Genomic DNA, 22,388 nt, shown 5'->3' with positions numbered 1-22,388 from the left:
CCCGCCAGCCGCGTCACCTGCCCGCGGCGTGCCGGCCTGCGTTCCTGCCGGAGAAGATGCAGCTGCCGAGAAATGTCCCTTCCAGCGCATTGTAGCCGTGATAGCCGCCGCCACCGCCGCCGGCCACCTCGCCTGCCGCATAGAGCCCGGCAATGGGTTCGCCATTGCCGTCGAGAACCTGCGAATTGAGATTGGTGTGCAGGCCGCCAAGCGTTTTGCGCGTCAGGATGTTGAGGCGCACCGCGATCAGCGGGCCGTGCCTGGGATCGAGTATCTTGTGCGGCTTGGTCACCCGGAAGATCTTGTCGCCAATGTAGTTGCGGGCGCCGCGGACGGCTGTGACCTGCGCATCCTTGGTATAGGCATGGTCGACCTCGCGATCGCGCGCCACGATCTGCGCCTTGAGCCGGTCGTAGTCGAGCAGATTGTCGCCTGACAGCGCGTTCATGCCGGCGACCAGGTCGGCCAGGTTGTCGCGGACGACGAAGTCCTCGCCCTTTTCCAGGAACGCTGCCACCGATGGTGGCGCCTTGCCGCCGCGCCGGTTCTTCAGCACGGCCCGCCAATCCTTGGCCGTAAAGTCTAGGTTTTGCTCCGAACCCGACAGCACGAACTCCTTCGAAGCGATCGTCTTGCTCAGCACGAACCAGGAATAATCGTGTCCCGTCGACAGGATACGCTTCAAGGTGCCGAGCGAATCGAAGCTCGGGAAGAACGGCGCCTCCATGCGTTGTCCCAAAGCATCGAACCATAGCGGCGACGGCGCCGACAGGATGCGGATGCCGTGGTTCGGCCAGATCGGATTCCAGTTCTTGATGCCCTCGACATAGTGCCACATGCGGTCGGCGTTGATGACGGCCCCGCCGGCGTCCTGGGTGATCGCCACCATGCGGCCGTCGACATGGTGCGGCACGCCGGCAACCATACGCTTCGGCGCTGGCCCCAGCCGCCCGACCGGCCAGACCTTGCGAACCAACTCATGATTGCCGCCGATGCCGCCGGAGGTGACGATCACGACACCGGCCGAAAGGTCGAAATCGCCGACGGCCGTGCGGCTCGACTGCTTGCCGCGCTCGACATCGGATGCCTCCAGGATTTCGCCCGCGACGCCGGTGACCGCGCCGTTGGTCTTGATCAGCCGGCTGACCTGATGACGGAATTTCAAAGTGATCAGCCCTTTGGCGACGTGCTCGCGCACGCGCCTTTCGAACGGCGCGACCACGCCCGGCCCAGTGCCCCATGTCAGGTGGAAGCGCGGCACTGAATTGCCGTGGCCATTGGCCAGCGCGCCGCCGCGCTCGGCCCAGCCGACCACCGGCCACCAGCGCATGCCCATGGCGTAGAGCCACGGCCGCATCTCGCCGGCGGCGAAATCGACATAGGCTTCCGCCACTTTCCTTGGCCAATGGTCCTCGGGCCGGTCGAACTGGGCAGAACCCAGCCAATCCTGCCAGGCGAGGTCGCGGCTGTCCTTGATGCGCAGGCGGCGCTGCTCGGGCGTGTTGACCAAAAACAGGCCGCCGAGCGACCAGAATGCCTGGCCGCCGAGAAAACCGCCACCCTCTTGCTCGACGATGATCACGCGCTTGCCGGCATCGCCGAGTTCCGCGGCTGCGGCCAGGCCGGCCAGCCCGCCGCCAACGATGATTGCGTCCGCGTCAGCCATTGTCGTAGCTCCTGTGCCGGCTTTTGTTTTCGAGATCGGATGCTCGTTGCTAGCCGCGCAGCGCGTTCCAGATAATGCGCGGCAGCTTCATGAGGCTCGGCCGGTAGTTGAACTCGGTGATCAGGCGGCCGACCATGTGTGCCCTTTTGTGGGTCAGGAACCAGGCCGGCTTCGGCATGATGCGGAACGGCGCTTCGAGCACGCTGCGTTCCGGTCTGTCGAACAAATAGGTGTTGTGGACGACGCCGATGCCGCTCTGCACGTCGTCGAGCGTGTGGCCAGGGAAAGCACCCCAGGTCGGGCGCAGCAGCGCGAACAGAACGCCGCTCCAGGAATTGATGCCGATGCCGCCATAGCGCAGTTCGGCAATGATTTCCTCGAAGCGCTGCCGGCCGATCTCGGCGATCGTCCTGGGATGGATGAGGATGTTGGCGGCAAGCGTGCCGTGCAGCTTTTCATTGGCGTAGGCGACAGCGGCGCGCAGATAGGATTCCGCATTGCCCGCCGGCAGCCGCATGACGCTGAGCGCCGGCGCGAACACCTCGGCATTTTCGAGATAGGTATCCGTGCCCGGCCGGAACGGCACCACCACGCAGGCCGGCCCGCCGGGCCGCTCGAATTTCTGTACGCTGTCGGCATGCGCCTCGAAGGCGGCGAGGCGCTCGGTCGCGCCGGGATAATAGGCCGGGCGCGACGGGGCTTTCTGCATCACCTTTTTGAGTGCTGCCAGAAGCGCGTCGGATTTGTCCCAGCCTTCGGGCAACACGAGCATTTGGCAGGCGATACAGTTGAAACCGGAATTGTTGAGCTTCTGTGTGGCGATCAGTTCGGCATGGTAGGCGATGTCGGCATTCGACCATGGGCCGGGCACCACGATGGTCGGCGCCACGCCGCCAAGCTCAGAGGTGATACGCCGGCTGTTGCGCGGCGTGCCCGCCGCCTTGTTCTTGCGGCCCTCCTCGCCGGGACCCCAGACGATCGCGTCATGCGAGGCGGCGGCACCGGTGATGTGGATGTCGTCAACGAGATCGTGGTTGCACAGATACGCACCGACATCGGTGCCGCCGCGCACGATGCGCAGCGCGCCGAATTCGATCAGCGGCCGCAGCGCCGGCCGCAGGAAATCAACGAGGTAATCATTGACCGGGTTCATCTTGAGCAGAACCACCTGGTGCTCGACCAAAAGCTTGTGCAGGCAGTCGAGCGGCGCGATCGAGGCGACATTGCCGGCGCCGAGCACGAGGCCGATCTTGCCCTTGCGGCTGGTGCGCGGCGCGTCATAGGCCGATGCGGTGTTTGCGGCGAGGTTCGCCTTGGTCACGCCGGGCTGCATCCAGATCTCTGCCTTCAGCCCGGTGAACAGCACCTTGTCCCAAAGCGAATTCGGAACCACCGTCACCGCCACCTGTCCGCTAGGCAAGGTGCGGACCGGCAGTCTGTCGAGGAACTTCTTGCCCTCCATCAGGCTCAGCGTGTGGATGAACTGGTTGCAGCCATCCATCAGCGCCGCCGGGCCAGCCAGCCATTCCTCACCTTCCAGCGGCGAGCCGGTCGGGATGCCCTTCTTGCGCGTCGCGGTTTTGACCCACGCCTCGGCGACCTCGCGGATGTGATCCTTGACCTGCCGCAGCAAGGCGATCCGCTCGCCATTCGAGGTCTGCGCCCAGTCGTCCTTCCTGGCGTCGAGATCGGTGAGCGCGAGGTCGAGTTCGGCTGCCCATTCAGGCTGCACGGGCTGGGTTTTGACTGCTTTGGCAACCATCCTATCCTCCTCCACCTCGATCTCTTTGTTTGACGCAATTCCTGTGGGAAAACCGCTTCACACTTTTCCTGGAATTGCTCTACGAAAACGGCAGTGCGGCCCATTGCTCGACGAATTTCCCGCCGGAATAGACCTGGATCGAACCGAACTGCTGTAGCACGAATTCGCCCTGCGTCGGACGCAGGAAGGCGTAGTCGTCAGGCCCGACATTGACGTTGTCGGGCAGCGCCATGAATTGCTGATTGGTCGAAAAGCCGAACGTCTTGTCCGTCTTCATCCCCACGGGATGGACGGGCTTCGCCATCCATTTTCCGCCATAGAGAAAACAGCCGCGCCGCGGCAACAGCCCGAGCTTCTGCAGCAGCCAGGAGCGCTGGTCGAGGCCCGGCGCCTGGGAATCGACCACTTTCAGGATCGGCGTCGCGATGAATGCGGCAGGCCGCAATTGGCTGAGGCTCGGCACATCGAAATCGGTCGGCAGCATAAAAGCCGATCCGATGGACAATTCATTGGCGCCGACCCAGCTGTCATAGAGCAATGCGGTGCTGCTGCCGCCAAGATTGAGGATCTTGCGCTGGTCGGCGGCAAGGCAAGCGACATACTGGCGAAACAGGCTGATCGCCTTGACGCGCGCCTTGGCCGGTCCTCCCAGCAGTTTGGGGATATGGCCGATATGCGCCTCGTAGGCCATGACGCCTTCGCATTTCAGCCGCGGGTAATTCGCCAACGCGGAAACTGCCCGGGCCAGTGAGTCGGGATCGCTGATACCGCCGCGATGAAGGCCGACATCGACCTCGAAGCAGACGCGCAGCTCGCGGTCGAGCTCGGCGGCAAGCGAGCCATAGGCGGCCAGCCGCTCCTCGGTATCGATCAGCCAGACGATGCGCGACGTAGCTTCGCCGAGCCCGGCGAGAACGCCCTTCGTCAGCGCGTGCCTGGCGCCGGCAACCGGCATCGGCTTGCCCAACAGGAGATCGACTTGGGGAAACACTTTCAGCATCTCGGCGCTGATCGGCAGATGAAAGGTCATCAGCCTGTCGGTCGCAAACGCCGCGCGGATATAGTCGATCAGCGGCAGGCATGGCAGCGACTTGTCGACGAGGCGCAGATCGAGGCCCGTGGCGAACTTCGCCTTGATCGCAGCGATGTTGTGATCGAGCCGGTCGAGATCGAGCACCAGGCAAGGCTGAAAGATCCCGGCTGCCCTGAGCGCGCCCGACATTTCCGCGAAATAGGTGTCGGTCAGGCTCATGCCGCGACGCCGAGCAGCCTGGCAATATAGGGCGACACGAAGCGGTTGTCCGGGTCCATCTCGCGGCGGACCGCCATCGCATCGTTCCAGCGCGGATAGAGCGCGCTCAATTCCCTTGATGTCAGGCTGTGCATCTTGCCCCAATGCGGGCGGCCGCCGCGCTTCCTGAAGATCGGCTCGGCGGCGTTGAAGAACGCCATCGGATCGCGCTCGATGCCGTGATGGATGGCGATGGAACAGGTCGGGCGCTTGTAGAAGGGGCTGAGCCAGACATTGTCGGGCGCGACGACGCGCACCTCCATCGGAAAATAGACCTCTGGAAACCGCGTCTCGAGCAGCGCAATGATTTCGCTGAGTGCGGCCGCCCCTTCCTCGAACGGCAGGTGGTATTCCATTTCGTTGAACTTGACGTTGCGCTCGGAGGTGAAGACCTTCAGCCACTCCTCGATATAATCCTCGGCCGGCACCTTGGCGAAGGCCGAGCCGATGAGACGGCGGCGCAGCCAAGGGAGCCAGCTGAGATAGTCGCGCAGTTTTCTCAGCGTCGTCACCGCATCGTCGTCTTCCGTCGGCGGACGCACCGTCGCCGGCGCCTCGGTGATGTCGCTGGCAATCAGCAGCGCCTGGCCCGAAAACGGCACGTAGTAGAACTCGGCCGAACGATGCGCCGTCATGGTGCTTTCGAATTGCGCAAGCACATCGGCGATCGGCGCCGTCCAGCGGCGGTGCCGCATCCGGTAGCTCGCCACGTTGCGGATCGTCACTTCGGTGACGGCGCCGAAAGCGCCGAGCGAAGCGCCCATGGCTTCGATCATGTCGGGGCTCTTGGCACGGTCGAACTCTTTCAGCGCGCCACGCCCGTCGACGATCTGCATCGCCTCGAGCTGGGTGTGGTACGCGCCAAGCGTGATGCCCGAGCCGTGCGTGGCGGTGCCGAGCGCCCCGCCGAACGCCTGCTTGTCGATGTCGCCCATGTTCGGCAGCGCCTGGCCGACGCCGTGCAACAGCTTTGCCAGCGCGCCGATCTTGGTGCCGGCGCCGACCCGCGCCGTCAGTTTTTCGGGATCGTGCGACCTCAGGCCCTCGAAGCGGTCGAGCGACAGGATGGTGCCGTCATTCTTGACCAGCGGCGTAAAGGAATGGCCCGTGCCGACAAATCGAACTGGTCCCGGCGAGTTGCGAATGGCACCACTCAGCTCATCGAGACTCAGCGGTTCGGCAAAAGCCTGCGGCGTGGCCGTGACATAGCCCGACCAATTGCTCCACTGGCTGATAGCCTCTCCCACGATCCCTCCCTGGGGCGCCGGCTTTGCCGGTCTTTCTCCTAGCGCTAGATAATATGATACATAGTCAGCTTTTCCGGATATGATACATTGTCAGCTTTCTGTCAACCTGGCAATCGGAGGTGTCTTGCGTCCGCGCCGGCCGCATTATCTACAGCGACGCACGCTGAGCCGGCGTCGGCATTGAACGCAAGTTCGTTGCCCCTTCAAGCCAGCCCAAACGTTTCCACGGCCCGCATGATGCCGCGCAATTCGGCCAAGCCCTTCAGGCGGCCGATCAGCGAGTAGCCGGGATTGATCCTTGTCTTGCCGATATCGTCGGCGAGCAGGTGGCCATGGTCCGGCCGCATCGGGATTTGCCAGTCGGCGCGGCCCTCCTTGCGGCGGCGCGCCTCCTCCTGCATCAGCGCCAGGATGACATGCGCCATGTCGGTGCCGCCTTCGAGATGCTCGGCCTCGTAGAACGAGCCGTCATCCTCGATGGTGATGTTGCGCAGATGGGCGAAGTGGATGCGGTCGGCGAATTCCTTGACCATGGCGACGATGTCGTTGTCAGCGCGCGTGCCGTAGGACCCGGTGCAGAACGTCAGCCCATTGGCCTGGCTGTCGACGGCATTGAGAATGAAACGCGCATCCTCGGCGGTCGAAACGACGCGCGGCAGGCCGTAGAGCGAAAACGGCGGATCGTCGGGGTGGATACACATGCGCACCCCCTCCTCTTCCGCCACCGGAATGATCTCGCGCAGGAACCACGCGAGGTTGCCGCGCAACTCCTTCGGCCCGATTCCGTCATAGTCCGCAAGCGCCTCGCGAAAACTGTCGCGGTCATACTTGCGCTCTGTAGCCGGAAGGCCGGCGATCAGATTGCGCTCGATCTGGTCCATCTTCTCTGGCGACAATTCCTTCAGCCGCGCTTCCGCTTGCGCAATACGCGCCGGCGTATAGCTGTCAGCACCGTTCTTGCGCTTCAGCACGAACAGATCGTAGGCGGCGAAATCAACGGCATCAAAACGCAGGGCGTAGCCTGTCGTCGGCAGACGGTAGGCTAGATCGGTGCGGGTCCAGTCCACCACCGGCATGAAATTGTAGCAGATCGTGGCGATGCCGGCCCTGGCCAGCGCGCGGATCGAATCGCGGTAATAGCCGGCATAGCGCTCGCGTTCCTGCGCGCCGATCTTGAAGGAATTATGGACCGGAATGCTCTCGACGACCGACCAGGTCAGTCCTGCTTCCTGGATAATGCGCTTGCGCTCCAGCACTTCGGCCTCAGGCCACGCCCGGCCGTCATAGATATGGTGGAGCGCCGAGACCACGCCGGTGGCGCCCGCCTGCTTGACATGATCGAGCGTCACCGGATCATCGGGCCCATACCAGCGCCAGCATTGTTCCATTTCGGCTTTCCTTCTGCGAGAGGTTGGCAACTTATTGTTGGACCCCGATGGGAGTCGATAGAAAATGGAGGAGTTTTTAGAAATGATGGATTTCGACGGCAAGGTCGCCCTGGTGACCGGGACGACCGGAATCGGCCTGGCAACCGCCACACGCCTTGCGGCCGGTGGCGCCGCAATCATCGCCTGCGGCATCGACCGCGCCGCCAACGCGGCGATGAAGGCGCAACTGGAAAGCGCTGGAGCTGCGGTGCTGGTCATCGAAACCGATGTGTCCATCTCCGACCAGGTGCGCGACGCGGTGGCGGCTGGCGTCGCAAGGTTCGGCGGCCTGGATGTCATCGTCAATTCAGCCGCCGTCCATCCCTATGGCACCGCGACGACCACCGACTGGGAAACCTGGAACCGAACGATGACGGTCAATGTCGGCTCGATCTACCTGACCGCGCATTTCGGCATTCCGGAAATGATCAAGCGCGGTGGCGGCGCCATCGTCAATGTCGCATCGGTGCAGGGCTTTGCCTGCCAGCAGAACGTCGCCGCCTATGCCACGACCAAAGGGGCCATCCACACGCTGACGCGCTCGCTGGCGCTCGACTACGCGGCGGCAGGCATTCGGGTGAATTCGGTCAGCCCCGGCTCGATCCGCACGCCGATCCTGGAGAAGGCTGCGCGCGGTGACGGCGGCAGCGATGCCGATGTCGAAGAGGCCTACAAGCGCTTCGGCGCGGCGCATCCGCTCGGCCGTATCGGCGAACCGGAGGAAGTGGCGGAACTCATCGCCTTCCTGTGCTCGTCGAAGGCCGGCTTCTGCACCGGCGCGGACTACAGGATCGATGGCGGCCTGACGGCAGGTATCGGCGTGAAGTAGCGCTATGATGGCGTTCTGCGCGCTTGCAGGCAATCGGTGTCCGACCGCGCTACAGCTTCCACATCCGCTTGGCATTGCCCGACAGCAGTTTCGTCCTCTCCTCAGGACTGGCGCCCGCGATCAGCGCGTGTGTCGCCGCCACCCAGGTCGCAAGACCACCGCCAAGCGTGCACACCGGCCAGTCGCTACCCCACACGACGCGGTCCCAGCCGAAGCAGCCGATCGTGTGCTCGACATAGGGGCGCAAGGTCTCGACGGTCCATGAGCCGGCATCGGCATAGGCGACGACGCCGGAGATCTTGCCGATGACATTGGGACGCCGCGCGATCTCGGTCATATGCTCGCGCCACGGATGTTCCGCACTGGCCTTGATGTCGGGCACGCCGCAATGGTCGAGCACGAACTGCACATCCGGCGCCAGATCAGCGAGCGCAACCGCCCTTGGAATCTGATGCGGCAGGACGACGAGGTCGAAGGTCAGGCCTGTGCCGGCAAGCCGCTTGATGTTTTCGCGAAACAGCGCGCTGTCCGAAAGCTCGTCCGGCATGACGTGCAGCACGCGGCGGAACCCCTTGACGAAGGGATCGGCCTGCTGGCGCTCGAGATAGGCGGCGAAACCGGCCTCCTCCGGGCGGCAGGAGGCGATCGCCCCGCGCAACAGACTGCCCTTCTCCAGCGACTGCGCCTTCACATGGCTGGTCTCGGCCTGGATGTCGGCTTCATCGACATCGACCTCCATGTGCAGCGCGGCTTCAATGCCGGCGCGGCGGGCCTGGATCGCATATTCTGCGTGCGGGAAATCGCGGTTGAGCGCCGGCTCGCGGCTGAGCCAGGGATAGCGCAGCGCCGACAGGTCGATCAGGTGCAGATGAGTGTCGATGATCATGGCTGTCCTCCTCGGTGATTTCAGATCATCGCCAAATGCCTAAACCCAGCGCATGACACAAGCTTTGGCTCAGGCCCGCTTCGGGATCTCTTTGTCCTCGAGCAGCAGCGTCAGCCCCATGGCGACCAAATAGAGCGCCGCCACCCAGATGAACATCACGTTGAAGCCACTGGAGTAATGGTCGAGCACCACTTCGCGGATCGCGCCCGGCAGGCTCGATGCGAGGTGCGGCGTCAACCCGTTCAGGCCACCCGGCAGCAGGGCGGCGGCGTCTGCAGGAAGCTCGGCTGTCTGCCGGTTCAGCGCCCAGATCATCACCGCGCCGTTCAGCGCCAGACCCAGCGATGCTCCGAGCGTCCGCGCCTGGGTGATCAGCGACGTCACCGCGCCGATATCCTGCAGCGGTGCTGCCGCCTGGATCGCCACGATCAGCACCTGGAACTGCAGGCCCATGCTGATGCCGAACACTGCCATCATCGTCGCCAATACCCAGATCGGCGTATGCTGGTTGGTGAGGACGAAGCCCAGCATCAGAAACCCGCCAATAGCCATGGCGACCACCGGCATCCATTTGTAGCGTCCGGTTGCCGCGATCACCCGCCCGGCGACGATCGAGATGACCATGGACGTGAGCGACGCCGGCAGGAACAGGAAGCCTACCTCGGCCGGGCTCAGGCCCGTCAGCGTCTGCATGTAGAGGGCAAAATAGAAGAACATGCCCAGCGTCACCGTTCCGGCGACCAGCGACACGCCCGAGACGATGCTGACCGTCGAATCGCCGAACAGCCGCAGAGGTACGATCGGCTCTTCGGCCCGCCGCTCGACCATGACGAACAAGGTGATGGCGACCAGCGCCAGCAGCGGCAGCGCGAAGGTGATGAGGTCCGGTCCGCTGGGGTCGAGCACGTGGTAGCCCCAATAAACGATCGCCGTCGTGCCGGCGGCGAGCAGCACGCCGCCGAGATAGTCGATGCGGTGCCGCTTTTCGTTGAACCGGCTGCGCATGGCGAAGGCCAGCACCGCCAGCACGATGATCCCTATCGGCAAATTGACCAGGAACACCCAACGCCAGCCGAACAGGCTGGTGATGTAGCCGCCGGCCAGCGGGCCGAGCACCGACGACAGCGCGAACACCGCCGAACTGTAGCCCTGATATTTGGCGCGCTCGCGCGGCGAAAACAGTTCGCCGATCATGGCGAAGGCCGAAACCATCAACCCACCCCCGCCGATACCCTGCAGCACGCGCGCGGCGATCAGGCTCTCCATCGACCATGCCATGCCGCAGACCAGCGAGCCCAGCAGGAACAGGCCGATCGCCGTCAGCACGACATTCTTGCGGCCATACATGTCGCCAAGCTTGCCGTAGAATGGCGAGACCGCGGCGGTCGAGAGCAGGTAGGCGGCACCGACCCAGCCGAACAAATGCAGATTGCCGAGTTCGCCGGCAATGGTGGGCAAGGCGGTGACGACGATCTGCATGTCGATGGTTGCCATGAACATGGCGATCAGCGCGCCGAAATAGACGATCAAGGTCGTAAGGTCGGGCCTGACTTGGGCCTCAACGGGCCGCGCGTCCGGCAGCGTCTGCTCGACAGTCATCGGTGTCTCCGTAACTTGGGGCGCGATTTATGTGCCCACAACCAGGAGGTGTCAAATAGGCGAAAACGCCATGCCTGGAGGCATTCCGTCCGGCTAACGGGAAGAGCCTTAGCGGACCGTGCAGTCGTGGATGATGGTCGTCGCGACCAGTTCCGTGGGGTCGCGTGCAATGAGATCGACGATGCTGTCGATGAAGGCGGAGTGATCGAGCGCCAGTGTCGTCAGGCTCTCCACGCAGCCATTGCGCCGATTCTGCGAAGGCGTCTTGAGGCCAGAGTCAGAGCTTCGCCCCTGCTCGCTTGCCTCTTCTGCAATGCTCTACGAAATCGCAAATAAACCTGTGGATATTTGGTTTGTGACCGGATCGTGTCGTATCCGCCAAGTGAAGTTGGAGTAGCGTCAAGCAACTTGGCTAGGGGGACTCAATGAAGCGATTGCTATTGGGGGCGGCTGTGCTTGCCGCTGGCGTCTTCGGCGCGGATATATCTTCTCTTACTTATATTAGAGGCAGCGCAGGAACGGAGGCGTTTGCGCAGAGTACCTCGCCGGCTGCGCCAGTCAGTGGTCGGCTCGGCAATGGCGGGGCGGCGTTAGGCGGCGGCTCCTCGGCGAAGCCGCCGGTGGGCGCGCCAGGCGACGCGGCAACCGAGCCGACGACCGGCAGTCCCGATGCGGCGGCCAAGGTCGGCGCCGAGCCGGCGGACACCAAGGCTGGTGATGCGAGCGACGCCAAGGCTGCCGATACCAAAACGACCGACGCGAAGGACAAGGCCACAGAGAAGAAGGCCGATACGGAAGCAGCGCCGGAGGAACCTGCCGCGGCAGCGGCGGCAGTGGTAGCAGCCACGGCAACCGAGAGCGGCGACCCCGAAGCTATCGGCACGCCGAAGGTGGATCTGCCCAAGGCTGGCGGCAACGGCAATCTGGGCTACGACATCGGCATCGACGTGCCGGGCTTCCACGGCATCGAGCCGCAGATCGCGCTGAACTACAATTCCTCACGCAAGAGCAAGCTCGGTGGCCTCTACCAGGGCTGGCTCGGCTATGCCTGGGGTCTCGATGGGTTCGACGTCATCGAGCGGGCAACGCCTGGCTATGGCATGCCGGCCTTCGATGCCAATGACATCTATCTGCTCGACGGCCAGGCGATGGTCGCCTGCGTAACCGGCATGGTCTCGCCCTCGTGTGCGACCGGCGGTACAAATGCGACCGAGAACGAGAGCTATCGCCGCATTGCGCTGAACAGCACCACCAATGAATGGAAAGTGACGGATCGCGACGGCACCGTCTCCACCTTCCGGTCGGTGGCGGCTGTTGCCAATCTGACGCCGACCGCCGGCACGCCGGCCTATGATTTGGCGATGAGCTATCGCTGGCTGTTGACCTCGGTCACCGACACCAATGGCAATAGCGTAACCTATACCTACACCTGTCCGGCGAGCCCGGTCTGTTATCCCGACGCCGTCAGCTATAACGGTACGGTGGTCAAGTTCTACTACGAGACGCGTCCCGACCTGATCCTGATGGGCAATGGCCGCGACATCTCCGTCACCGACAAGCGCATCAAGACGATCGGCGTTACGGTGAGCGGCGTGCTACGCGGCGCTTACAGACTGACTTACGATCAGGCGCCGTTCTCCAACGCCTCGCGGCTGACCGCCGTTGCCCGCTTCGGCACCGATGCGACGGTCGCTGCGGATGGAACTGTCTCCGGCGGAACATCGAAGTCGCTCGGCCAGATGACCTACCAAGATGCCGCCTGGAATTACTCCACCGTCAACACACCGCTATACGAGCATCCCCCGACCACCGGCGGCAACCCAAGCTACGGGAATCCAAACGAGCCCCACGACCTCGATTTCGATGGCCGCGATGAATTGTGTTGCGAGTACTCTGAGACGACCACGACGTGGACAAATGGCGGCGGCGGCTCAACCGGCAACAATCCCGATACCACAACCAAATCAACGAATCACTACAAGAGAATTATCAAATTCACCAGCAACGGCACGCCGTACGACGTAAAGTCATTGTTTACCCACCACACATCGGAAACGACGACGGACTCCGGCACCGTTCCGGGGCCGACCAGCAGCTCGGGCTCGGCGCCGTTCGATCCAGCGCGCTTTCTGGCAACCAAGAATACGGCGGATTTTGTTGACTATCAGCATTCGACAAATGTCGGCTGTCACAGTACGCGAGATGGTGGCAATGTTTGCACTTACACATACTCTGCGACATCATCTCTGCTGCTGACCGACGCCAATCTGGCGATGACCAAAGTTCCTTGCAGCCCAGCGCCTGCTGGTTATGAGTCTGTATGCAGCAAGCTGCCCAGCTACAGCAATGTACCATCGCCTCCCTCCGGGGCGTCCTTCGTGGCGGATACGAATGGCGACGGAATTGACACGCTAGAATCCCAGCAATCTCAAACCGGCTCTTCCCCTGATCGCATGAGCGTTGGAGACTTTCTCGGCAACGGCAAGCAGCAGCCGATGTACATCGTGGCCGACAAGCTAAAGAAGGGCATCCTGTCCAGCGGAAAATGGCAGGCTGGCGGAACGGCATTCAACATCAATTGCAACTTTGATGTTAATACAAATCCCGGCGCCTGCGTCTTTGCAGACATCAACGGCGATGGCGCGACGGATGTCGTCAGATACAGGTCTGCGGCCGACGAAATCACGGTCTATTTGTCGACAGGCGTCGGCTTCAAAGGCTTCTCCAGTGCCAACATGGTCGGCGGCCAAGCAATTCTGCGTGACTTCGACAATGACGGCAGGATCGATGTTTTTACCCTGGCGACGGACCCCCAAGTCGCCACCACGCGGGTCATTAAAGTCAACTCACTCCAACCGTCCTCTGCTACCGCTTATAGCGCTGTGAATTTTCCACGCCCCGCCACAATTCAGCCTGTCGGAGCGGTGATCGGCGACTTCAACGGCGACGGTCTCCCGGACCTGACCGATTACGGCCACATGTTCATCTCGAATGCCGGCACCGGCAATCCGAACCTGTTGAAGCAGATCGTGACGGAACTGGGCGGCACGGTTGCGGTGGAGTACTCGCCGTCCTCGACCTGGGCGAACAATTACCTGCCGCAGGTCGTGCATGCGGTGACCAAACTGTCGGTGAGCGACGGCCGTGGCCAGACGGCGGTGAGCGCTTACGCCTATGCCGGCGGAAAATACGATCCGGCAGCGCGCAAGTTCCTGGGCTTTGCCTCGATCGTCGAGACAAAGCCGCTCGCCAATGGCGAGACGGCGTCGTCGAAGATCGAGACCACCTACCGCCAGGATCTGGCGAGCTATGGCCTGCCGTCGCTGACGGTGTGGAAGGATGGCGCGGGCACCGTGCACAAGCAGGTGGCCGAGACCTATGTCGTCAACACCGCGGCAAAACCCTACACCGTGCAGAACGCGGCGACCGATACGACGCTGACCGAAAACATCAGCCGCACCTTGCGGGTGGAGCGTGGCTTCGATGCCTATAACAACGTCATCAGCGTCAAGGATTATGGCCGCACCGATGTCAGCGGTGACGAGACATGGACGGGACGCTTCTTCTCGCCCAACACATCGTCCTACATCGTCTCGGCGCTGATCGCCGAGCGCACGCAAGCTGGTTTCGACACCAACCTTCCCTACATCAGCTACAGGCACAACTATTACGACGGCAACACAACCGATGTGTGGGCTGTGCCGGTCAAAGGCAATTTGACCTGGGTACAGACCTTCAGCGACGTCACTACGGGCAAGACCGTCAACCAGTATTTTTCGTACGATGCTTATGGAAACAAGATCGCGGCTGCCAACGGTCTCGGCCACAAGACCGAGTGGGACTATGACGCGGTCTATCACCTCTATCCGGTAACAGAGCGGGCGCCGCGCTATTTTGCGACGGGCGGACAGACGGCGGACACGCGCTTCGTCTCGACCGCTACCTACAATATCACCTGCGGGCTGCTGGCAACGAAGACCGACCTCAACGGTCTGGTCAAAACCTTCACCTATGATCCGTTCTGCCGCCTCTACCAGGTCTCACAGAGCGTCACCGGCGCCTATGCCAAGACGCGCTTCGAGAATGAGGGCAATCCGGCAACACAGGCGCTGGTGAGGTACACGCCACTGCCGAATGGAGCGAGTGGGGGCGCCAGCGAGGATTTTACCCGCTCCTATTATGACGGGCTCGGCCGGGTCTATCGCGTCGAGACTCCCGGAGAGACGACGGCCGGCGCCAGGCGCATTGCCGAGACCGACTACGATCTTCGCGGCAATGTGCTGCGCACCGCCTTCCCCCGCTTTGTCGGCGAGGCCGCGCAGTGGACCACCAACAGCTATGACTGGGCCGATCGATTGGTTCTGACGGTCAATCCGGATTCAAGCCAGCGCAGCTACCTGCCCTACCTCGCCACCGCCGAAACCATTCCGCCGCGGCTGTGGGGTACAACGCTGACTGACGAACTCGGTCACAAAACCACAACGGTCACATGGGCACATGGCGATGTCGTGGCCTTCTACCGCGACACCACGGGTCTCGGCCTGATGGAAAGCCGCAACTACGACAGGCTTGGCCGACTGATCGGCGTGACCGATCCCGGAGGCTCGGCCTGGAGCTACACGTATGACATGGCCGGCAACCGGTTGACGGCGTCCGATCCCGATCTCGGCACATGGGCTTACACCTACGATGCCGCCAACCGGCTGGTCAGCCAGACCGATGCCAGGGGCACGGTCACCACGCTCAGCTATGACCAGATGGACCGGCTGACGCTGAAGACGGCAACGGCTCCCGGCGGCAGTGCGGTGACGCAGACGCAGAACAGTTATGATCAGGCGGCTGCCGGCTATTACAACATCGGCCAACTGACCACCTCGACCAATCCGGCCGCGACGCAAGCCTACAAGTATGACGGGTTCGGCAAGGTCGCGCGTCAGGATGCCACCATCGGCACGCTGACCCACACCACGATCAGCGTCCGCGATGCCTCTGGGCAAACACTGGCGACGCAATATCTGCCGGTGCAACTCGACTTCGGCACGGTGGCCGCCCCGGTGCAATACAGCGCCGGCAACAAGCTCGTCTCCGCCCCCGGCTTCATCACCTCGACGCTCTACGAAGCTGATGGGCAGACCAGGGAGATCACCTACGCCAACGGCGTGAAGACCTCCTTTGCCTATTCGCCGACACGGCGCTGGGTGACGCGTGTCACCACATCGAAGGGCGCCACCATCCTGCTCGACGATCAGTATGCGAGGGACAATCTCGGCCGCATCACCGGCACTACAGGGCAGACGGCTGCCGACAGCTGGACCTATGGCTATGACAATGCCGACCGATTGATCTCATCCGACAATCTCGGCGACAACACGCTGGACGAAACCTTCGTCTATGCCGCCAACGACAATATGGTCTCGCGAACCCGTGTCGCCGGCACGTACATCTATCCCGCGGCGAGCGCAGCGCGTCCGCATGCGCCGGTCACGGTCGGCGCCAATGCCATGGCCTATGACGCCAATGGCAATCTGACCTCCGACGGCAGCCGCACACTCACCTGGGACGAAGCCAACCGGCTGAAGACGGTCACGCTTGCCGCCAACACCGTCAACCTGACTTATGGACCAGACGGCGCGCGGGTGAAGAAGGCTTCATCCTTCGCCACCACGTTCTATCCCGACGCTTCCGTCGAGGTCAATCCGGCAACGCCGGGTGCTGAGATCTACACCCGCTATCCGCATCCCGACATCAAGGTGACCGGCACGACAAAGGCCTTCCTGCACCGCGACCATTTGGCCTCAGTGCGCATGGTCACCGATGCCTCGGGCAATATCGCCGAAGCCACCAACTACGCCACCTATGGCGAACGCCTCAACACCGGCTTCCAGACGCAAAAGGGCTACATCGGCGAGCGCTTCGATCCCGAAACCGGGCTGCTCTATCTCAACGCACGATACATGGATCCGGCAATGGGGCGATTCATCTCGCCGGATGATTGGGATCCGACACTGCCTGGCGTTGGCACCAATCGTTACGCGTATGCGCAGAACGATCCTATCAATAAGAGCGATCCGAATGGGCACCAGTTGATAGTATCCACTCCTGATGGGTCCGGTGTAACTGGAGGAGCAATGTTGAGCAACGCTCTTCCTGGCTGCAGACCTTGCGAAAAATCGCTTGAGAAATCAGTCAGAAATTTAGGGTTACAAATGACTCATATGCCTGGCTGGCGGGCTCAGGGCCTTGGCGCATTCTTGAGAATGCTGACTGAACCGCTACCATCATATGCTAACGACGTGCCGGATGCAGGCTATCAAGATGCTGTTGACGCGGCAACGAAAGGCGCTACGGGTAAAGAAAAAATGAATCTCGGCCTTGACCCCGAGCAAGCTGACAAAAATATGGCAGCGGTTAAGGGGCTCCCGGGAGCTGAAACCAAGAATATCGAAACAGTATACGGGCCGGGAACCGCGACCGACCTCCCTGATGGCACTACAGTAGTTGATAGACCAGGATCGAAATCGAGAGGGATTAGGACGATCGAAGTTCAGAAAACAACAGAAAAAGGTAAAAAGAAAACCACACACGAAATTGGAGTAAGCCCGAAGCCCGAAAAAACTGAAAACAAAGATACAAAGGACAAATCTGACGGTTCTGACGGTTCTAAAGAACCAAACGACAAAACCCAGGAATAAGCCGCAATGAAGACCGATCTGAAAAGCCGTGAGTATGCCGGCACTAAAGTTCCTGACAATGTTAAGATTGTACCTCTTGAGCGGAATAACAATTACATAGATATCTTAAAGCATACGTATGAACGGAAGAGTGCCTCGACTCAGAGTTTCCCTAACGGCGAAATGATAATTCCAAAAATCCTCGAATATCGCTTGATTCCTGGAGATCTGGAGTTAAGAGATGAGGATGATGGGTATGGTGATGAAAGGATATTTGATGAATTCTTTGAGAAAATTGACACGGAGTGCTTCTATTGGAGCTCTTTTGGTGAAATTGACATAGACATTATATTCTTGGCTCCGTACTCGTCATCTAACAGATTATGGATGATGAATGCTAGATTTAAGGACAATGTCGGAATAACCTCTGTTGATGGTGATTTTTCAATATTAAGCGATATATTCATTAGGTATTGTATCGTCTCAGGAGGGAAAGAATTAATTAGAGAGTTAGATAAGGCTTGGGGTGGTGTCGATAAAATAAAGGCCGACTTTGTCGAATACGTGGAAAAAATGCCGAGGCCTGAAAATAGAGAATGGGCGCTAAAGTACCTCATACCATTGCTGGAAGGATACGAACTACGGTGACGGTGCACGTTTAGCTATCCGCTCCATAGCCGTGTGCTCATGATCTACCTCATGGCTCGCCTTGCTCGCATCGTCGTACCCGATCTGCCACACCACAGCACGCAGCTTCGCGGCGAGCGCTCGCCCAACAAAAAGCTGTGACTAATCCGCTCGCCGCGCTCTCGCTGATATCCGTCACACCAGCCCCTGTAATCTCAACCTAGAGGACCTCGGCTTAGAATCAGCCAGGGCGGGTGGGTCGTGGCGGGACTTGGCGCGCAATGTCTGGATTTCTGGTGGCTCGAGGAGCCGCGCTGGGCGCGGCTTTCGCCGAAGCAGAAGCAGGCGCCCACCGGCGACTGGATCGTCAGCCTCGCCGATGACCGCATTCGCGTGCGCGATGCCGGGGCGCCGGAGTTTCAGCCGATCCCGCTGGCGCTCCATGCGACCACCGACGAGATTTCCACGCCTCTCGCAGTCATGCGAACCCAACCCCCGGTCGCACCCACCCCCCACCACCAACCCTGTGGATAGACTCCAAATCCCCCCATCAATCCAAGCACTCAACCTCAGGACGTCCTAAACTAAGGCCCTTGGGGAATCGGGTGTATGTCAATCGGGTCAAGCAATCGCGTCGTATTGTGCCTGTTGCTTGCACTTGCCGGCTGCAATTCCACGCCGGGCAAGGACTTTTTCACCGAGACTATCGACAGCCTGCACGCCAAGAACTCGCCCTTGCGGGCGGGATACACCGGACCATCCACCGTCACCTCGGCCGCGAGCGCCGGGCAGCGCTTCAACGGCGCGCAGTATCAGGGGTCCGGCCAGTTCGTCTCGTCCAGCGCCCCCGTCACCCAGGTAACGACTGACGGCTCGGGCCAGTTCGAGCTCAACCTGGTCAGTGCGCCGATCGCCGATGCGGCCAAGGCGGTGCTGGGTGACGCGCTGCACCTCAACTACATCGTCGACCCGCGCGTGCAGGGCACGGTGACGCTGCAGACCTCGCAGCCGGTGTCGAAGGATGCACTGGTCGACATACTGGAATCAGCACTTGCGGTGAATGGCGCGGGCATCACCAAGCGCGCCGGCACCTACCAGGTCGTGCCGCTGTCCGAGATCATGTCCAACACACCGCCGGTCAGCGTGCCCTCGGTGTCGCCTTCGGGGCCCGGCGTCAAGGTGCAGGTGCTGCAGCTGCAATATATCGCCGCCGACGAGATGAAGACCATTCTCGAGCCGATCACCCGCCAGGGCTCGGTGCTGCGGGTCGATTCCACCCGCAACCTGATCACCGTCGCCGGCAATGACAGCGACCTCAATGCCATCCGCGAGGCGGTGTCGGTGTTCGATGTCGACTGGATGCGCGGCATGTCGGTGGCGCTGCATCCGCTGAAGACCTCGAAGCCGGAAGCCGTCGCCGCGGAACTCGATTCCATCTTCGGCACCAAGGACGGGCCGGGCGCCAAGCTCATCCAGTTCATCCCCAACGACCGGCTGAATTCGGTGCTGGTGATCACCTCGCGCCCGGCCTATCTCGCGCGCGCCGCCAGCTGGATCAACAAGCTCGACAGGCTGGCGGAGTCCAACGAGGACCAGCTCTTCGTCTACCAGATACAGAACCGCCCGGCCAAGGAACTGGCCGCTGTGCTGAGCTCGGTTCTCGGCACCTCGGTCAAGACCGAGGGCGGCGCGGACGGCTCGAACGTGTCGCCCGACCAGACGCCGATCGCCATGCAGTCGGACGGCATTACCCCGGTGCCGTTGACCGGGCCGTCGCCTTCGATGCCGCAGCAGGACGGACAGCCGCCCGCCCACGCCACCGTCGTCGCCGACATCGAAAACAACGCGCTGCTGATCCAGACCACGGCGCGCGACTATGAGCGCATCGAGCAGATCCTGACCAAGGTCGACATCTTGCCGACGCAGGTCATGCTGGAAGCGGTCATTGCCGAAGTCACGCTCAACGACGAGCTGAAATACGGCCTGCGCTGGTTCTTCGAGAATGGCGGCACGAAGGTATCGGTGACCGACGTGGCCAAGGCGGCTGCCGCCGCCACTTTGCCGGGTTTCAACTGGAGTTATGCCACCGACAACATACAGGTGACGCTGAATGCGCTGTCCTCGATCACCGATGTCAACGTCATTTCGGCGCCGACCATCATGGCGCTGAACAACCAGAAGGCGATCTTGCAGGTCGGCGACCAGGTGCCGATCCTGACCCAGCAATCGCAGGATACCGGCAGCGGCACGGCGCCGATCATCAACTCGGTGCAGATGAAGGACACCGGTGTCATCCTGACGGTGACGCCGCGCATCAACAATGCGGGCCGGGTGATGCTCGACATTCAGCAGGAGGTCAGCAACGTTGCCGAGACGAAGAGCTCCGGCATCGATTCACCGACCATACAGCAGCGCAAGATCCAGACCCGCGTGCTGGTCAATGACGGCGAAAGCCTGGCGCTGGGCGGCCTCATCCAGCAGAACAACAGTGTCGGCCGCACGCAGGTGCCAATTCTCGGCGACATCCCCATTATCGGCAACGCGTTCAAACAGAAAAACGACAAGATTGTGCGTACCGAGCTGATCATCTTCATCCGGCCGCATGTCGTGCGCGACATCAACGAGGCCCGCGAAGTGACCGACGAATTCCGCGGCAAGATCAGCCTGCAGACGCCGATCCAGAAACGCCGCGGCGGCACCAAGCTGCAGCAGGATTTGAAGAGGCTGGCCTATTGATCGCGGCTGCGCACCCATCGCTCCTGCTGGCTGCCACGTTCGCCCTGGCGGCAATTCTCGCCGCCATTTCGATCGCCGATTTCCGCCGCCAGATCATCCCGGACGGGTTGAACCTGGCGCTGGCGGCAACCGGCCTTGGCTATCAGGTGGCGGCGGACGGCCTGCCGCTGCATCTCGTGTTTGCCGCAGCGACCTTCGCCGCCGCCTGGCTGCTGCGGCGCGGGCACTTCCTGATGACCGGCCGGATCGGGCTCGGCCTCGGCGACGTCAAGATGCTGGCGGCCGCCGCATGCTGGATCGACCCTCTGCTCCTGCCGGTGTTGCTGTTCATCGCCAGCGCCACGGCGCTGCTGTTCGTCGGTGGGCAAGTGGTGGCGACCGGGCCGGCAGCCGCGCGGGCCCGCGTCGCCTTCGGTCCGTTTATCGCCATCGGCCTCGGCTCCAGCTGGGTGCTGGAACAATTCGCCGGTTTGAACATGGGACTGCTCTGATGATCACGCTGCGCTTTAAGCAAGCTTCCGAAAAGTCCTGCCGCAACCGCGACACCGGTGAAAGCGGGTTCACGCTGGTCGAGCTTCTGGTCGTTCTCGCCATCATTGCCTTGATCGCGACGCTCGCCGCACCCCAGGTGCTGCGCTATCTCGGCTCGGCGCGCACCAACGCCGCCAAGGCGCAGATCCGCAACATCGAAAGCGCACTCGAACTCTATTATGTCGACAACGCGAAATACCCGACCGACGAAGAAGGGCTCGCCGCCCTGGTCACACAGCCGGCCAGCGAAGCGCGCTGGAACGGCCCCTATCTCAAGGGCGGCCTGAAGGATCCCTGGGGCAAGCCCTATTCCTACGAGGTGAAGGCCGATGCGAGCGGCGTCGTCATCCGCACGCTTGGCAAGGACGGCAAGCCCGACGGCACCGGCGAGGACCAGGACATCACAAACTGATGGCCGTCGGCTGAAACGAGGCGGGACCCGCAGTGGGTCAGGCTCTTCAGCTCGCCGGCGACCCGGCAGTCGCCAGGTCGAGGCGGGCAAAACCTGTCGAAGAATAGGTTGCGCCGTCCCTCGCCACCGAGATGGTGAACCGCACGGCAGCAGGCAGACGCCGTGGAGCGGACCAGCTCGCCGACCATGACGGGACTTTGGCCGCATTGTCGAAATATTCGAACCTTACCGCGCTGACGTCGGCGATCAGCAGCACCGGTTGGCCTCCAGTCGATTTGGCGGCATCGCTGCCGCGTCGGATTTTCTGCACGATGGTCAGGTCACTTCCAAGCGAAACGGCGACCTCGCGCAAGGCTGAGGATTTGAAGCCGATGGCCTGAACGGCGTTGAACTCGATGCGCGCGCCGGTGCCGCTGAGATAAAGCACCATGTCGGGCGTCGACTGCGACAACGGCAGCGGCTCGGCGCTGCCGATCGCCGTTTCGAGAAACCGCGCCGCGGCATCGACCTCCATCTGCATCTCGGTCGTCTTCTGGATCCGCATCATGGTCCGCGCCTGTCCGAGAAAGACGATCATCAGCGCGGAGATGACGCCGATCATGGCTAGGCCGACCAGAACGTCGATAAGGGCGAAGCCTTCGATGGATGACGATGATTTGGGGCGCCGGTCGGTCCCGAATATTTGCTTGAGAACACGCTGCCCG

16 protein-coding genes are annotated in these 22,388 nt (G+C 62.0%); 7 read left to right on the top strand and 9 right to left on the bottom strand.

The annotated features are described in order from the left end of the window. Window positions 1-13 precede the first annotated feature (13 nt). From NLY43_RS28325 to uxuA, 5 genes are all read right to left on the bottom strand, one after another. A complete protein-coding gene (locus NLY43_RS28325) occupies window positions 14-1,666 on the bottom strand; it encodes an FAD-binding dehydrogenase (protein ID WP_023687896.1) in 1,653 nt (550 codons plus the stop codon). Between the two features lie 49 nt (window positions 1,667-1,715). Beyond that, entirely contained in the window at window positions 1,716-3,428 is a 1,713-nt protein-coding gene (locus NLY43_RS28320) for an aldehyde dehydrogenase family protein (protein WP_023712139.1), read from the bottom strand. Between the two features lie 79 nt (window positions 3,429-3,507). Next, the gene (locus tag NLY43_RS28315) at window positions 3,508-4,680 is read right to left on the bottom strand and encodes an alanine racemase (RefSeq protein ID WP_023712140.1); all 1,173 of its coding nucleotides are present in this window, start codon (window positions 4,678-4,680) and stop codon (window positions 3,508-3,510) included. Next, window positions 4,677-5,966, bottom strand: coding sequence for a D-arabinono-1,4-lactone oxidase (locus tag NLY43_RS28310; RefSeq protein ID WP_023712141.1), 1,290 nt, complete (start codon window positions 5,964-5,966; stop codon window positions 4,677-4,679). Before NLY43_RS28310 ends, NLY43_RS28315 begins: the two co-directional genes overlap by 4 nt. A gap of 203 nt (window positions 5,967-6,169) precedes the next feature. Further along, window positions 6,170-7,354: a mannonate dehydratase gene (gene uxuA, locus NLY43_RS28305; protein WP_023712142.1), complete on the bottom strand. Its 1,185-nt coding sequence runs from the start codon at window positions 7,352-7,354 to the stop codon at window positions 6,170-6,172. 82 nt (window positions 7,355-7,436) lie between these two features. Here uxuA and NLY43_RS28300 point away from each other — a divergent pair, with 82 nt between their 5' ends. Continuing rightward, window positions 7,437-8,222: an SDR family NAD(P)-dependent oxidoreductase gene (locus NLY43_RS28300; protein ID WP_023712143.1), complete on the top strand. Its 786-nt coding sequence runs from the start codon at window positions 7,437-7,439 to the stop codon at window positions 8,220-8,222. A 49-nt stretch (window positions 8,223-8,271) separates the two neighbouring features. On the opposite strand, the gene NLY43_RS28295 is transcribed toward NLY43_RS28300, so the two are convergent. The 3 genes from NLY43_RS28295 to NLY43_RS28285 all read right to left on the bottom strand — a co-directional run bounded on the left by NLY43_RS28295 (window position 8,272) and on the right by NLY43_RS28285 (window position 10,941). Continuing rightward, window positions 8,272-9,108 (bottom strand): amidohydrolase family protein, encoded by an 837-nt coding sequence (locus NLY43_RS28295; RefSeq protein WP_023712144.1) that lies wholly within the window; start codon window positions 9,106-9,108, stop codon window positions 8,272-8,274. A 69-nt stretch (window positions 9,109-9,177) separates the two neighbouring features. Continuing rightward, window positions 9,178-10,707, bottom strand: coding sequence for an MDR family MFS transporter (locus tag NLY43_RS28290; RefSeq protein WP_286459086.1), 1,530 nt, complete (start codon window positions 10,705-10,707; stop codon window positions 9,178-9,180). Window positions 10,708-10,815: 108 nt separating this feature from the next. After that, complete coding sequence (locus NLY43_RS28285) at window positions 10,816-10,941, bottom strand: hypothetical protein (protein WP_023712146.1); 126 nt, start codon at window positions 10,939-10,941, stop codon at window positions 10,816-10,818. Window positions 10,942-11,132: 191 nt separating this feature from the next. Between NLY43_RS28285 and NLY43_RS28280 the strand changes: the two genes are divergently transcribed. The 6 genes from NLY43_RS28280 to gspG all read left to right on the top strand — a co-directional run bounded on the left by NLY43_RS28280 (window position 11,133) and on the right by gspG (window position 21,684). After that, on the top strand, window positions 11,133-17,399 hold the full coding sequence (locus NLY43_RS28280; RefSeq protein WP_286459084.1) for an RHS repeat-associated core domain-containing protein: 6,267 nt from the start codon (window positions 11,133-11,135) through the stop codon (window positions 17,397-17,399). Between the two features lie 6 nt (window positions 17,400-17,405). Next, a complete protein-coding gene (locus NLY43_RS28275) occupies window positions 17,406-18,026 on the top strand; it encodes a hypothetical protein (RefSeq protein WP_023712148.1) in 621 nt (206 codons plus the stop codon). Window positions 18,027-18,266: 240 nt separating this feature from the next. After that, on the top strand, window positions 18,267-18,539 hold the full coding sequence (locus NLY43_RS28270) for a hypothetical protein (RefSeq protein ID WP_023712149.1): 273 nt from the start codon (window positions 18,267-18,269) through the stop codon (window positions 18,537-18,539). Between the two features lie 75 nt (window positions 18,540-18,614). Next, window positions 18,615-20,741 (top strand): type II secretion system secretin GspD, encoded by a 2,127-nt coding sequence (gene gspD / locus NLY43_RS28265; RefSeq protein ID WP_023687885.1) that lies wholly within the window; start codon window positions 18,615-18,617, stop codon window positions 20,739-20,741. After that, entirely contained in the window at window positions 20,738-21,232 is a 495-nt protein-coding gene (locus NLY43_RS28260) for a prepilin peptidase (protein WP_023712151.1), read from the top strand. Before gspD ends, NLY43_RS28260 begins: the two co-directional genes overlap by 4 nt. Beyond that, complete coding sequence (gene gspG, locus NLY43_RS28255) at window positions 21,232-21,684, top strand: type II secretion system major pseudopilin GspG (RefSeq protein ID WP_023712152.1); 453 nt, start codon at window positions 21,232-21,234, stop codon at window positions 21,682-21,684. Before NLY43_RS28260 ends, gspG begins: the two co-directional genes overlap by 1 nt. 46 nt (window positions 21,685-21,730) lie before the next feature. On the opposite strand, the gene NLY43_RS28250 is transcribed toward gspG, so the two are convergent. Then, window positions 21,731-22,285 (bottom strand): type II secretion system protein GspJ, encoded by a 555-nt coding sequence (locus tag NLY43_RS28250; RefSeq protein ID WP_245264006.1) that lies wholly within the window; start codon window positions 22,283-22,285, stop codon window positions 21,731-21,733. Between the last annotated feature and the right edge of the window lie 103 nt (window positions 22,286-22,388).

This window comes from Mesorhizobium sp. C416B (assembly GCF_030323165.1).
Lineage (GTDB): Bacteria > Pseudomonadota > Alphaproteobacteria > Rhizobiales > Rhizobiaceae > Mesorhizobium.
Note: the sequence above shows the minus strand (reverse complement) of the source record. Positions and strands in the feature narration are given on the sequence as shown.

What these genes read in the sequence shown, in the direction of transcription:
- NLY43_RS28320 (WP_023712139.1), bottom strand. Translation starts at nt 3,428, where the DNA reads ATGGTTGCCAAAGCAGTCAAAACCCAGCCCGTGCAGCCTGAATGGGCA.
- NLY43_RS28275 (WP_023712148.1), top strand. Translation starts at nt 17,406, where the DNA reads ATGAAGACCGATCTGAAAAGCCGTGAGTATGCCGGCACTAAAGTTCCT.
- gspD (WP_023687885.1), top strand. Translation starts at nt 18,615, where the DNA reads ATGTCAATCGGGTCAAGCAATCGCGTCGTATTGTGCCTGTTGCTTGCA.
- NLY43_RS28290 (WP_286459086.1), bottom strand. Translation starts at nt 10,707, where the DNA reads ATGACTGTCGAGCAGACGCTGCCGGACGCGCGGCCCGTTGAGGCCCAA.
- uxuA (WP_023712142.1), bottom strand. Translation starts at nt 7,354, where the DNA reads ATGGAACAATGCTGGCGCTGGTATGGGCCCGATGATCCGGTGACGCTC.
- NLY43_RS28300 (WP_023712143.1), top strand. Translation starts at nt 7,437, where the DNA reads ATGATGGATTTCGACGGCAAGGTCGCCCTGGTGACCGGGACGACCGGA.
- NLY43_RS28315 (WP_023712140.1), bottom strand. Translation starts at nt 4,680, where the DNA reads ATGAGCCTGACCGACACCTATTTCGCGGAAATGTCGGGCGCGCTCAGG.
- gspG (WP_023712152.1), top strand. Translation starts at nt 21,232, where the DNA reads ATGATCACGCTGCGCTTTAAGCAAGCTTCCGAAAAGTCCTGCCGCAAC.
- NLY43_RS28250 (WP_245264006.1), bottom strand. Translation starts at nt 22,285, where the DNA reads ATGATCGGCGTCATCTCCGCGCTGATGATCGTCTTTCTCGGACAGGCG.
- NLY43_RS28295 (WP_023712144.1), bottom strand. Translation starts at nt 9,108, where the DNA reads ATGATCATCGACACTCATCTGCACCTGATCGACCTGTCGGCGCTGCGC.
- NLY43_RS28280 (WP_286459084.1), top strand. Translation starts at nt 11,133, where the DNA reads ATGAAGCGATTGCTATTGGGGGCGGCTGTGCTTGCCGCTGGCGTCTTC.
- NLY43_RS28325 (WP_023687896.1), bottom strand. Translation starts at nt 1,666, where the DNA reads ATGGCTGACGCGGACGCAATCATCGTTGGCGGCGGGCTGGCCGGCCTG.